The sequence below is a fragment of the Microbacterium pollutisoli genome (genome assembly GCF_053586795.1).
This window is the reverse complement of record NZ_JBNYWT010000003.1, coordinates 107,713-119,660: the sequence shown is the minus strand read 5'-3', so window position 1 is coordinate 119,660 and position 11,948 is coordinate 107,713. Positions and strand designations below refer to the sequence as shown.

Below are 11,948 nucleotides of genomic sequence, written 5' to 3'. Positions count from 1 at the left end.
CCGCGACTCGTTCGTAAACGATGTCGCGACTCAGGACAAGGGTGGCGAGTGAGGGATTCGAACCCCCGAAGGCTATGCCGGCTGATTTACAGTCAGATCCCTTTGGCCGCTTGGGTAACTCGCCAGGCGCACCCGCCCGGCTTGTACAGTCGACCGGAGGCGCGATCACCTATATTACCTGCACCGGGAGGGTGTCGAGAACCACTCGGTCAGGATGCCACGGCGACACGCTCCACGAACGATTCGATGCGGTCGCGCGTGCCGTCGATACGACGGTCCACGCTGGCGCGGATCTCGTTGGGCGCGAGCGGCGCGGCGATGCGCACGTTCTCATGGCACGAGAGGTCGGCGCAGATGTAGGTGCCGACGCTGTCGCCGCGCGCACCGGCATCCCCCGCCTTGCGTGCCGTGAAGAGCGCGACCTGGTCGCCCGGCTGCATCGTGTGGCACAGGTTGCACAGGGCCGGACGGCCGGCGCCACCGGCATCCGTCGCCCGGAGCACGACACCCGTCGGCCCGTCGGGCAGCTGCGCCACGATGTATCCGCGCCCGCGCAGGTGCGGGTCGCGCCAGGCGTAGAAGTCGACGTGGTCCCAGTCGAGGAAGCGGAAGTCGGGCGGCACGGCCAGCCGCTCGCGTTCGTCGGGTGACGCGTTGATCAGTGCCGCGCGCACGAGGTCTTCGGTCAGCGCCTGCATCCGGCCAGTCTACGAAGACCGACGCGGGGTGGGGGTGATGTCGCGGCCTGGATAGACTCACGGCATGGCTGACTCCTCGTTTGACATCGTCTCGAAGATCGACCGGCAAGAGGCCGACAACGCGCTCAACCAGGCCCGCAAGGAGGTCGAGCAGCGTTACGACTTCCGCGGCACCGACGCGTCGATCGCGTGGAGCGGTGAGCAGATCCTCATCAAGGCGAACACGGAAGAGCGCGCGAAGGCGGTGCTGGACGTGTTCCAGTCCAAGCTCATCAAGCGCGGCATCTCGCTGAAGAGCCTCGAGAGCGGCGACCCCGTGGCCAGCGGCAAGGAGGTGCGCATCGTCTCCTCGCTGAAGGAGGGCATCTCGCAGGAGAACGCGAAGAAGATCGGCAAGCTCATCCGCGACGAGGGCCCGAAGTCGGTGAAGTCGCAGATCCAGGGCGACGAGCTGCGCGTGCAGTCCAAGAGCCGCGACGACCTGCAGGAGGTGCAGCGCCTGCTCAAGGCCGCCGACCTCGATGTCGACCTGCAGTTCGTCAACTACCGGTAACCCGAGGTCAGCTCCGCAGCGCTCCGTGCAGCGCCCAGCGGCGCAGCGCCGTGAAGGCGGCGTCGCGGGCGTCGCGGCGGGACAGGAACACGTCGTGGATCGCGCCTTCGATGCGGGTGAGGGTCACGTCGCCGCCGATGCGGGTGGTGGCGCGGGCGATGTCGTCGACCGTGAGCACCGCGTCGGCCGAGGTCATCTCGTCCGACCAGGCGAACGGGTACGCGGATGCCGTGGACAGCAGCACCTGGGCCGGGCACCCGACATCGATTCCCGCCGCGATGCGGGCGTGTCCGGCCAGCACCGCCGCCAGCCAGCCGGGGTGGGTGCGGAATCCGCGCTCGGGCCGCCACTGCTCGGGGCCGGCCGGGAGCGTCCCCAGCTCACGCTGCGCCCGCGTGTAGAACCCCAGATCGACGGCGGGCTGCGCGCCGAGCGGGTCGAGGCGGGCGCGGGCGTTGACCAGCGGGGTCAGCGCCTGACGCGCAAGGGCTCCGGTCTGCAGCTCGAGCCACGGACTGTTGAGCACGAGCCCGGCCGCGACTCCGGGATGCCGGGCCGCCCACAGGGTGAGAGTCAGCCCACCTGTGGAGTGCGCCATCAGCACGAGCCGCCGGTCGGCACGTCCCGGCATCGCGGCCAGCGCGGCGTCGATGTCGGCGTCGTACTCGTCGAGCGACGCCACGTAGCCCGGTGTCTGCCCCTCGCGCAGGCTGCGGCCGTACTTGCGCAGGTCGAGCGCGTAGAACCGTGCGCCCAGATCATTCCAGAACTGGGCGAGCGCGGTCTGGAAGAAGTAATCCGACCAGCCGTGCACGTAGAGCACGTCGACGTCCCGCAGCGGTCCGGTCAGGCGCGCGAGAAGTGACGGCAGCCGCCGCACAAGTGTGGCGACGACTTCGCCTTCCGCATCCGGCTCCAGGGTGAGGGTGAGCTGTTCGAACGGCGCACCGAGCACATCCGGAACCCATGCGTCGACCATGCCGCCAGCGTATCGAGCCGGCCGACGGGTCACCGACGTGGTGGCCTACTCGCCGCGTGAGACCCGGACCATCTCGTCGCGGTCGACGACCTTGATGCGGGCCCGCTCCTGCGGGGCGCCCAGGGCGATCTCGTGCTCGTCGAGACGGTGCCAGCCGTCGAGGTCGGTCCACCGCACCCCGCGCTCGGCCAGCAGCGCCGGGATCGCCTCGGGGGACGGATCGGCCGGGTCCCACCACGAGCCCTGGTCGTTGATGAGGTGGCTGATCGTCTCCATCGCGTCCGACTTGGTGTGGCCGATCAGACCCACCGGTCCGCGCTTGATCCATCCGGTCGCGTAGACGCCGGGCACGCGCTGGTTCGACCCGTTCTCGAGCACCTGACCCTCGCGGTTGGGGATCACGCCGTGCCGCTTGTCGAACGGCACACCGGGCAGCGGCGATCCGAAGTAGCCGACCGCACGGTACAGGCCCTGCAGGGGCACCTCGCGCAGTTCGCCGGTGCCGACCACGCCGCCCTCACCGTCGGGGCGCGTCCGCTCGTAGACGAGGGCGGAGACCCGCCCCTCGGCGTCCTTCTTCACCTCGACGGGCTTGGCGTAGAAGTGGAGGTGCAGCCGCCGGCTCGCCTCGCCGCCGGCGTTGTTGACCGACGGACGCTGACGCCACGACTGCAGCACCCGGTCGATGACCATGACCTGCTTGTTCGAGGCGATGGCCGCCTTCGACGCGTCGTCGTAGTCGAAGTCCTCGTCGTAGACGACCATGTCGACGTCGCGCAGCTCCCCGAGCTCGCGCAGCTCGAGCGGCGTGAACTTCACCTGGGCGGGGCCGCGACGACCGAACACGTGCACGTCGGTGACCTTCGAGGCCTCCAGACCGGCCTGCACGTTGGCCGGGATCTCGGTGGGCAGCAGGTCTTCGGCGTGCTTGGCCAGCAGTCGCGCGACGTCGAGGGCCACGTTGCCGTTGCCGATGACGCCGACCGACTCGGCCTCGAGCGGCCATTCGCGGGGGAAGTCGGGGTGCCCGTCGTACCAGCTGACGAAGTCCGCTGCGCCGTACGAGCCCTCGGCGTCGATGCCTGGGATGTCGAGCTCCGCGTCACGGATCGCGCCGGTGGCGAAGATCACCGCGTGGTAGTGCCGCTTCAGGTCGTCCAGGCTCAGGTCGGTGCCGAAGCGCACGTTGCCGAAGATGCGGATGTCCCCGCGGTCGAGCACGTCGCGCAGGGCCGTGATGATGCCCTTGATGCGCGGGTGGTCGGGCGCCACCCCGTAGCGGACGAGTCCGTACGGTGCGGGCAGCTGATCGAACAGGTCGATCGCGACCTCGAACTTGCGCTCGGCCTTGAGGAGGATGTCGGCAGCGTAGATGCCGGCGGGTCCGGCGCCGACGATGGCCAGCCTGAGCTTGGTCATAGGATCCTTCCGAGATGGGGCGTGGGCACGCGGCCCGACAGATTCAGCGGGAACGGTCGACGACGAAGCGCGCGAACCGCGTGAGCGCTTCGCGCACGGGGCCCGACGGCAGCGGTTCGAGCGCGACGACCGCGTCCTCCGACCAGCTGGCGGCCAGCCGCCGGGTCTGCTCGGTGGCGTCGTGGTCGCGCAGGCGCGCGAGGGCGGCATCGAGGATGCCGGGGGCGGCGCCGTCGGCGATGCGGGCGACCCCGTCGTCGATCGTGGTCTTGAGGTCCTGTGAGGCCGCGTCGCCGGCGCGCCCCAGCAGCAGGTACGGCATGGTGGGGACACCGGCGCGGAGATCGGTGCCGGGCACCTTGCCGGTCTCGGCGGCGTCCGCCGACAGGTCGATCACGTCGTCGAGCAGCTGGAAGGCGATGCCGACCTTCTCGCCGAACTCCCGCAACGGCTTCTCATAGACCGCCGGGGCGTTCGAGAACAGCACGCCCGCCTGCGCCGACGCCGCGATGAGCGACCCGGTCTTGTCGGCCAGCACCTGCAGGTAGAACTCGACGGGGTCATCCCCCTCCTGCGCCCCCACGGTCTCGTGCATCTGGCCGAGCACGAGCCGCTCGAAGGTGTCGGCCTGCATGCGGATCGCCCGCTCGCCGAGCCCGGCCATGAGCTGACTCGCGCGCGAGAACAGCAGGTCGCCGGTGAGGATGGCGACGTTGTTGCCCCACACCGACTGCGCGCTGGGGACGCCGCGCCGGGTGTCAGCACCGTCCATGACGTCGTCGTGGTACAGCGACCCGAGATGGGTCAGCTCGAGTGCCGCCGCCCCGGCGATCACGTCGGCGCCGGTGCCGTCACCCAGCTGGGCGGCCAGCAGCGTCAGCATGGGACGCATGCGCTTGCCACCCGCTTCGAACAGGTAGCGGCCGGCGGCGTCAGCCAGGGGGTCGGCGGCGCGCAGCTCCTCGGCGAGCTTGGCCTCGACCTGTGCGAGGCCGTCGTCGACGATCGCGGCCAGCGCGCGCATGCGGGGACCGGCGAAGATGCGCTCGGTCGGGCCGAGATGGCTCGCCAGCTGCGAGGCAGACGAGTGGGGGCGCGCAGTCACCCTGACAGCCTACCGTCGGGCGATGCGGGCGGCGGGCCGCCCGGTGCGCGCCCGGCGCGGCCGGCCCGGGTGTTCAGGCCGCGGCGTGCGGCTTGGTCGCCCGGTGCAGCGCGACGATGCCGCCGCTCAGGTTGCGGTGGGCGACCCCCGTCCATCCGGCGTCGCGGATCCACGCGGCGAGAGTGGTCTGATCGGGCCAGTCCCGGATCGACTCGTTGAGGTAGTCGTAGGCGTCGGCGTTCGAACTGACGACCCCGGCCACCAGCGGCAGCACCCGGTCGTTGTAGAAGCGGTACAGCGCGCCGAACACCGGCGACGGCGGCTGCGAGAACTCGCAGATGACGAGCTTGCCGCCCGGCGCGGTCACCCGCAGCATCTCCCCCAGCGCGACCCGCGGCTCTTTGACGTTGCGCAGGCCGAACGAGATGGTCACGGTGTCGAACTCGTCGTCGCCGAACGGCAGGGCCATGGCATCCGCTTCGACGAAGTCGAGGTTGGCGATGTCGCCGTGGCGGCGGCGGCCCTCGGCGATCATGCCCGGTGAGAAGTCCGCGGCCACCACGTCGGCGCCGCTGCGGGCCAGGGCGACGGAGCTCGCGCCGGTGCCGGCGGCCAGGTCGAGGATGCGCTGACCGGGCCGCGGGGCGATCGCCCGGGTGGTCGCCACACGCCACAGCTTGTCGTTGCCCAGGCTCAGCACCGTGTTGGTGCGGTCGTAGCCGGGGGCGACCTCGTCGAACATGCCGCTGACGCGGTCGGGGTCCTTGCCCAGGTCGGCGCGGTGCGCGTGCTCAGTCACCGTTCGAGTCTAGGCGTCGGGCCCGGGCCCGACCTGCCGGAGCACGTCGAGCCAGCCGGCGGAGGTCGCGGGGTCGAAGGGCGGGGTGGATGCCGAGACCCGGCGCTGCAGGTCGAGCGCCACCTGCTCGAGCTGGGCCATGACGTCGGCCGGGTACCCGAACCGCTGTGCGTGCTCGGCCCACTCGTCCTCGTCGTCGATGAACACGCCCCGGCCGTCGGTGGCGGCGACCACATCGAGGTCCATGTCGATGGCGGTCGGCTCGTCGCCGTCCCACCGCACGTCCCAGGCCACGTCGATGTAGATCCACATGCGCGGATGGTCGGCGTTGAACGTCGCCGCCCACCGGCCGTCCGGGGACAGGAGGGTGACGTTGGGCCCGGCGGCGACGACCTCGCGTCCGGGGCGCACGCTGCGCGCCCCCCGCCATTGGCCGACCCACTCGCCCCAGCCGTCGCGGCCGAGGTACACGCATTCGTGCACCCAGTGCGGCGAGCCGTCCCACTTCCGCCAGCGGAAGGTCAGCCGGGTGCCGGGCGCGGGGGTCACCTACGTGAGTGTAGAGCGCCGGGCTCGGCGAGCGCGCAGGGCCGGGCGGCTTAGGCTGGGAGGGTGACGACCGAACCGCTTCCCGCCCCGCGCCTGCGCGTCGTCACGCGCGACATCGACGGCGTCGACGAGCTGCTCGAGTACGCGTCGGCCGGCGACCCACTGGTGTGGACCCGCCGCGGGGACACCCTGGTCGGCATCGACGCGGCCGTCGAGTACGAGGGTCCCGCCGACGAGACCGCGCAGTGGTGGCGCCGGGTCGCCGAGGCCACCGAGATCGACGACGCCGTGGGGCTGCCGGGCACCGGCCTGATCGCGTTTGGCGCCCTGCCGTTCGACACCGCCTCGGCCGCGACCGCGCGGCTGATCGTGCCCGCGGTGGTCGTCGGCCGCCGCGGCGACCGCACGTGGCTCACCCGCATCACCGCCGTCGACCGGGCCGGGCTCGAGGTCGCCGCCGAACCGACCCCGTACGGTCCGCACTGGTCGCCGACCGTAGGCCCCGGCGCCCTCACCCCCGAGGGGTACCAGGAGGTCGTCCGGGCCGGCTTGGCCGCGATCGCCGCCGGTGAGGTGAGCAAGGTGGTGCTGGCCCGCGATCTGGTCGGCTCGGTGCCGCCGGGCGCCGATCTGCGGCGGCTCGTGCGGGCGCTGGCCGCCTCCTACCCCGACACGTGGGTGTTCTCCGTCGCCGGTCTGATCGGCGCGAGCCCCGAGACCCTGGTGACGGTCTCGGGCGGCACCGTCACCGCGCGGGTGCTGGCCGGAACGATCGCCCGCGGCATCGACGCGGCCGCCGACACCGCGGCATCGGTGGCACTGGCCACCAGCGCCAAAGACCTCGACGAGCATCAGTACGCCGTGCAGAGCGTGCTCGCCGCGCTCCGCCCGCACACCAGCGCCCTGGTGTCCGAGGAGCAGCCGTTCATGCTCAAGCTGCCCAACGTCTGGCATCTGGCCACCGATGTGGAGGGCACGCTCGAGAACGGCGCCTCGGCCCTCGACCTCGTGCAGGTGCTGCATCCCACGGCCGCTGTCGCCGGAACCCCCACCGACGCGGCGCTCGATCTCATCCGCCGGCTCGAGCCGTTCGACCGAGGCCGCTACGCAGGGCCGGTGGGCTGGATCGATGCGCACGGCGACGGCGAGTGGGCGATCGCGCTGCGCTGCGCCCAGTTCGATCTGGGCGCCGTTCCGGCCGGCGGCACCGACGGCATCCCGTTCACGGCCCATGCCGGGGCCGGCATCGTCGCCGGCAGCGACCCCGAGGCCGAGATGCTCGAGACCCGCGTCAAGTTCCGCCCGATCGTCGACGCCCTGGCCTGACCGGCGCGTCAGCTCGCGGCGAGGCGCTTCTTCTCGGCCTCGACGTCGAAATCAGCGGCCGGCCACTGCGGATCGATGCGCTGGAGCTCTTCGATGAGCAGTGTCTGCACCGCGATCCGCGCGTACCACTTGGCGTCGGCCGGCACGACATGCCAGGGCGCGTGCGCGGTCGAGGTGCGCTCGAACACCGTCTGGTACGCGTCCATGTACTGCGGCCACAGCAGCCGCTCGTCGACGTCGCCGGGGTTGTACTTCCAGTGCTTGTCGGGGCGGTCGAGCCGCTCCATGAGGCGTTCCTTCTGCTCCTCGGCCGAGATGTGCAGCATCACCTTCACGAGGTGGATGCCGCGGTCGACGAGCCGCTGCTCGAAGTCGTTGATCGCGTCGTACCGCCGTTCGATCTCCTCCGGCGGCGCGAGCTGCCGCACCTTGCCGATCAGCACGTCCTCGTAGTGCGAACGGTCGAACACCCCGATGAACCCGGCCGGCGGCACCTCCTTCTCGATGCGCCACAGGAAGTCGTGGGCGAGCTCCTCCTCGGTCGGGGCCTTGAACGCCTTCAGCCGCACCCCCTGCGGGTCGACGGCGCCGATGACATGGCGCATGATCCCGCCCTTGCCGGCGGTGTCCATCGCCTGCACCACCAGCAGCACGGCGGGGGCGTCATCGTCGTCGCGGCTGGCCGCGTACAGGCGCTCCTGAAGCTCGTCGAGCACGGGCTCGTCGTCGGCGAGACGCTTCTGCCCGTCCTTCTTGTCGCCGTCGAACCCGGGGGTCGAGCCCGGATCCACATCGCTCAGCCGGAACCCGTCGCCGACCCGCAGCAGCGCTCCGGTCAGCTCGTCGTCGGACGTGGTCGTGCGCGCGCTCTCGGTGCCCATGCACACATCATGGCCGAAACGCCGCGCGCGATCACCTGTCCAGCGGCACTTCGATGATCTGGCGACCGCCCGCCGGGGCGGTGAGCGCCTGGTCGAGCGCCGAGCGCGTGGTCACGCGCTGGTACTCCCAGCCGTAGGCGAGCGCGAGCTGTTCGAGCCGGGCCGTCTGCGGCGTGTAGAGCACGCGCGTCATCGCGTCGGCCGGGGCCACGGCGGCCACTTCCAGCCCGTCGAAGATCGTGCCGCCGCCGTCGTTGCCGACGATCACCTGCAGGCGCGGCTCGTCCTCCCCGGGCGGCAGCAACAGGGCGCCGACGTCGTGCAGGAACGCCAGGTCGCCGGTGAGCAGCCGGGTCACGCCCGCCGCACCAGCGGCCTGACTGGCCACCGCGATGCCGGTGGCCGTGGCGATGGTGCCGTCGATACCGGCGAGCCCGCGATTGGCGTGGACGGGGACGCGTTTGCCGCCGAGCACCGCATCGGCCACCCGCACCAGCCGCGAGGACGCGAACATGAGCCGGTCGTGCGGCCAGGTCGCCCGCCACACGGCGTCGACGAGCGTCTCCCGGTCGATGGGGGCGCGCAGCACCTGCAGCTCGGCGGCGATCGCCGGCAGGCGGCGCCCGGGTTCGGCGGAGCTCAGACCGTCCGCGTCGGGGGCAGCCGGACTCAAGTCGACCGCGGCGGCGCGCGACGCGCGCATCCAGGCGCCGAGCCACTCCCGGTCGGTCTCCCCCGGGCCGGGCGTCGCGGCATCCACCGGACGGGTCGCACCGTTGAGGTTCAGAGTCTCTCCGGGTCCGCGCACGGCGATGATCTCGACGTCCGGCCGCGACAGCAGCGCGACGATCTCCCGACTGAGCGTGGGGTGGCCGAACACGACGGCGCGCTCGACGCGGCCGCCGAGGTCGGCGTCGCGCAGCAGGGTGCGGTAGCCGTGCACGAGATGACGACCGAAGCGCGCGCCGCTGACGATCTCGGCCACCAGGGGCCAGCCGCCGGCATGGGCGAGCTCTTCGGCGGCGCCGCCCGCGTCGGCGCCGGCCACCACGATCGTGCGCGGCCCGCGCGGCAGTTCGGTGACCGTCGGCCCCGGCGTCGGCGGAAGGGATGCCGGTGTTGCCGCGTCGTCGAGCCAGGGCGGCAGCGCACCGGCGAGTGGTTCCCGGTAGGGCAGATTCAGGTGCACGGGACCGGCCGGCGCCCCGGCGGTGCCGAGGCTGGCGGCGAACGCGTCCCGTGCGGCCTGCCGCGCCTCGTCGGTGCCGGTGCCGTCGCGGTCCGGGACGGCGAGATCGGCTTCGAACCGCACGAACGACGAGAACAAGCCGGGCTGCCGTGTGGCCTGGTTGGCTCCGACGCCGCGCAGTTCGGGCGGGCGGTCGGCGGTCAGCAGCAGCAGTGGGATGCCGGCGTGATGCGCTTCGAGCACGGCAGGCAGGAGGTTGGCGACGGCGGTGCCCGAGGTGCAGATCACGGCGGCAGGGATGCCGGTCTCACGCGCGATGCCCAGGGCGGTGAAACCCGCCACGCGCTCGTCGATGCGCACGTGCACGCGGATGCGGCCGCGGCGTTCGAGTTCGGCGGCGACCAGGGCCGGCGCCTGCGACCGCGAGCCGGGGCTCACGACGACGTGTTCGACCCCCAGGCCGGTCAACTGCGCGAGCAGGGCCGCCGCGGCATCCATCGCCGGTGCACGGGCACTGTCGACCTCGGCGACGGGCCGCGGCCGGTCTGCAGTGTCGGTCATCTCAGCTGCGGTCGTCGGTGTCGCCGTCGGCCGAGCGGTCGCGTGGCCGGGGCACGGGCGGGTCCTGCGGATCCGGCTGCGGCGGGTCGTCGGCTTCGGCGTCGAGAGCGGCCAGTTCCGCCTCGAGCCGGCGGATGCGCTCGTCCTGGTCGCTGAACCAACCCAACCGGCCCAGGAACTCCGGGTCGTCGTCGGGAGCGCGGTGACCGTTCACAGTGACCGGGCGGCTGCGTCCGATGACGAACCACAGCGCACCGCCGACGACCGGCAGCAGGACGACGATGAGGATCCACGCCGGCTTGCTGACCCCGCGGTGCCGCGTGGGCGGCTGCAGAGCGCAGTCGACGATGCTGAAGACCCAGAACGCGATCAGCAGCAGAGCCAGTGGAATCAAGACCCGCGCCATTCATCCATCCTAAGTCGCCGCGACCGGGGCCGGGCCCCGCCGAACCCGCGCATAGACTGGGAGCATGCGCGCCCGTTCCGTTCTCGTCTACACGGTGCTGCGACTGCTGTGCTTCCTCGTGCCGTTCGGGATCATGATGCTGTTCCCCATCCTGCGCGAGCACTACTGGCTGGCGGCCATCTTCGCGGCGCTGATCGGGCTGAGCCTGTCGGTGCTGCTGCTGCGCCGTCCCCTCGACGAGGTCACCACCGGGCTGGCCGCGCGGCGCACGCGTGCCCAGTCAACGCGCGCCCAGGCGACCGATGAGGACGTCGAGGATGCCGCGGTCGGTGACACCGGGGACGCTCCTACCCGTCCGGAGTGAGACCGGCGCTCGCGGGCTGAAGGCGGCCCGCGCGACACTCGGTGTGAGGGCGACCCCGCGGGCTGAGGCCAGGTCAGGCGGGCTGAGGACAGGTCAGCCGGCGAACGCCCAGAACAGGAACGCGCCGTACAGCACCGACGTCAAGGACGTCACGCCCAGCGCGACGACGAGCTCGCGCGGCTGGCGGTAGGTCCACACGATGAGGATCGCGGCCGCGGCGGGGATCAGCGCCAGCAGCGCCAGCCATGCGATCGGGTAGAACAGCGCGAGCACGCCGGCGATGACGAACGGCACGACCATGAGCAGGGTGTAGAGCACCTGCGTCCAGCGGCGACCGATGAACACGGTCAGGGTCTTCTTGCCGGCCACGCGGTCCTGGTCGATATCGCGCAGGTTGTTGGCCAGCAGCACCGCGCAGGCCAGGGCGCCGGCCGCCACCGCGCCGAACCACGCCTCCTGGGGCACCGCCGACACCTGCACGAACGTGGTGCCGGCCGTGGCGACGAGACCGAAGAACACGAACACGAACACCTCGCCCAGCCCGGCGTAGCCGTACGGGCGCTTGCCCCCGGTGTAGAACCAGGCGGCGGCGATGCACGCGGCGCCGACCGCCAGCATCCACCAATGCTGGGTGCGGACGACCAGGGCCACGCCGGCCACCGCGGCGAGGGCGAAGAAGACGAAGGCGACGATCAGCACAGTGCGGGGGCGCACCTTGCGCGAGGCGGTGAGGCGGGCAGGTCCCACGCGGTGGGCGTCGGTGCCACGGATGCCGTCGCTGTAGTCGTTGGCGTAGTTCACGCCGATCTGCAGGGCGACGGCCACGGCCAGGCAGCACAGGGCGATGACCCAGTGGAAGCGGTTGTCGATGATCAGCGCCGCGCCGGTGCCGATGAGCACGGGGGTCACCGCGAGCGGCAGGGTGCGCAGGCGCGCGGCGCCGATCCAGTCGCGCAGCGTCGCCGGTTCGATCGTCCGCGGATCCCGCGAGACCTGCGGCTTCTGCGGGTTGCCGCGGGGCTTGTGCTTCGGGGCGCTGTGCGCGCGCTTTCGGGTATGACGTGCCACGACCAGTCATCTTAGGCCCGCAGCGGGCGGCACCCGTGGCGCGGCGTCGGT

13 protein-coding genes and 1 tRNA gene are annotated in these 11,948 nt (G+C 71.8%); 3 read left to right on the top strand and 11 right to left on the bottom strand.

Translation table 11 applies throughout. From position 1 onward, the window contains the following. Positions 1 to 42: 42 nt before the first annotated feature. Together ACQ143_RS08475 and ACQ143_RS08470 are read right to left on the bottom strand one after the other, a co-directional pair. Positions 43 to 124: transfer RNA gene (locus ACQ143_RS08475), tRNA-Tyr, on the bottom strand. 85 nt (positions 125 to 209) lie between these two features. Beyond that, entirely contained in the window at positions 210 to 698 is a 489-nt protein-coding gene (locus tag ACQ143_RS08470) for an FBP domain-containing protein (RefSeq protein WP_449570253.1), read from the bottom strand. Positions 699 to 762: 64 nt separating this feature from the next. On the opposite strand from ACQ143_RS08470, the gene ACQ143_RS08465 reads away from it, so the two are divergent. Continuing rightward, positions 763 to 1,251, top strand: a complete 489-nt coding sequence (locus ACQ143_RS08465; RefSeq protein WP_449570252.1) for a YajQ family cyclic di-GMP-binding protein — start codon at positions 763 to 765, stop codon at positions 1,249 to 1,251. A 7-nt stretch (positions 1,252 to 1,258) separates the two neighbouring features. Here the strand turns inward: ACQ143_RS08465 and ACQ143_RS08460 are convergent, their stop codons facing one another. From ACQ143_RS08460 to ACQ143_RS08440, 5 genes are all read right to left on the bottom strand, one after another. Continuing rightward, positions 1,259 to 2,230: an alpha/beta hydrolase gene (locus ACQ143_RS08460; RefSeq protein ID WP_449570251.1), complete on the bottom strand. Its 972-nt coding sequence runs from the start codon at positions 2,228 to 2,230 to the stop codon at positions 1,259 to 1,261. Positions 2,231 to 2,275: 45 nt separating this feature from the next. Continuing rightward, positions 2,276 to 3,649 (bottom strand): FAD-dependent oxidoreductase, encoded by a 1,374-nt coding sequence (locus tag ACQ143_RS08455; RefSeq protein ID WP_449570250.1) that lies wholly within the window; start codon positions 3,647 to 3,649, stop codon positions 2,276 to 2,278. Positions 3,650 to 3,692: 43 nt separating this feature from the next. Then, positions 3,693 to 4,673: a polyprenyl synthetase family protein gene (locus tag ACQ143_RS08450; RefSeq protein WP_449570520.1), complete on the bottom strand. Its 981-nt coding sequence runs from the start codon at positions 4,671 to 4,673 to the stop codon at positions 3,693 to 3,695. A 154-nt stretch (positions 4,674 to 4,827) separates the two neighbouring features. Further along, positions 4,828 to 5,553, bottom strand: a complete 726-nt coding sequence (locus tag ACQ143_RS08445; RefSeq protein WP_449570249.1) for a class I SAM-dependent methyltransferase — start codon at positions 5,551 to 5,553, stop codon at positions 4,828 to 4,830. A 9-nt stretch (positions 5,554 to 5,562) separates the two neighbouring features. Further along, positions 5,563 to 6,102, bottom strand: coding sequence for a DUF402 domain-containing protein (locus ACQ143_RS08440; RefSeq protein ID WP_449570248.1), 540 nt, complete (start codon positions 6,100 to 6,102; stop codon positions 5,563 to 5,565). A gap of 63 nt (positions 6,103 to 6,165) precedes the next feature. Between ACQ143_RS08440 and ACQ143_RS08435 the strand changes: the two genes are divergently transcribed. Further along, positions 6,166 to 7,428, top strand: a complete 1,263-nt coding sequence (locus ACQ143_RS08435) for an isochorismate synthase (protein ID WP_449570247.1) — start codon at positions 6,166 to 6,168, stop codon at positions 7,426 to 7,428. Between the two features lie 8 nt (positions 7,429 to 7,436). Here ACQ143_RS08435 and ACQ143_RS08430 read toward each other — a convergent pair whose 3' ends face one another. The 3 genes from ACQ143_RS08430 to ACQ143_RS08420 are packed head-to-tail and all read right to left on the bottom strand — an operon-like array spanning position 7,437 to position 10,465. Beyond that, entirely contained in the window at positions 7,437 to 8,309 is an 873-nt protein-coding gene (locus ACQ143_RS08430; protein ID WP_449570246.1) for a PPK2 family polyphosphate kinase, read from the bottom strand. A gap of 31 nt (positions 8,310 to 8,340) precedes the next feature. Beyond that, on the bottom strand, positions 8,341 to 10,059 hold the full coding sequence (gene menD / locus ACQ143_RS08425) for a 2-succinyl-5-enolpyruvyl-6-hydroxy-3-cyclohexene-1-carboxylic-acid synthase (protein ID WP_449570245.1): 1,719 nt from the start codon (positions 10,057 to 10,059) through the stop codon (positions 8,341 to 8,343). Between the two features lies 1 nt (position 10,060). After that, positions 10,061 to 10,465 (bottom strand): PLD nuclease N-terminal domain-containing protein, encoded by a 405-nt coding sequence (locus ACQ143_RS08420; protein WP_449570244.1) that lies wholly within the window; start codon positions 10,463 to 10,465, stop codon positions 10,061 to 10,063. Between the two features lie 64 nt (positions 10,466 to 10,529). Here ACQ143_RS08420 and ACQ143_RS08415 point away from each other — a divergent pair, with 64 nt between their 5' ends. After that, on the top strand, positions 10,530 to 10,829 hold the full coding sequence (locus ACQ143_RS08415; protein ID WP_449570243.1) for a DUF4229 domain-containing protein: 300 nt from the start codon (positions 10,530 to 10,532) through the stop codon (positions 10,827 to 10,829). Between the two features lie 93 nt (positions 10,830 to 10,922). Here the strand turns inward: ACQ143_RS08415 and ACQ143_RS08410 are convergent, their stop codons facing one another. Beyond that, entirely contained in the window at positions 10,923 to 11,897 is a 975-nt protein-coding gene (locus tag ACQ143_RS08410) for a 1,4-dihydroxy-2-naphthoate polyprenyltransferase (RefSeq protein ID WP_449570242.1), read from the bottom strand. Positions 11,898 to 11,948: the final 51 nt, after the last annotated feature.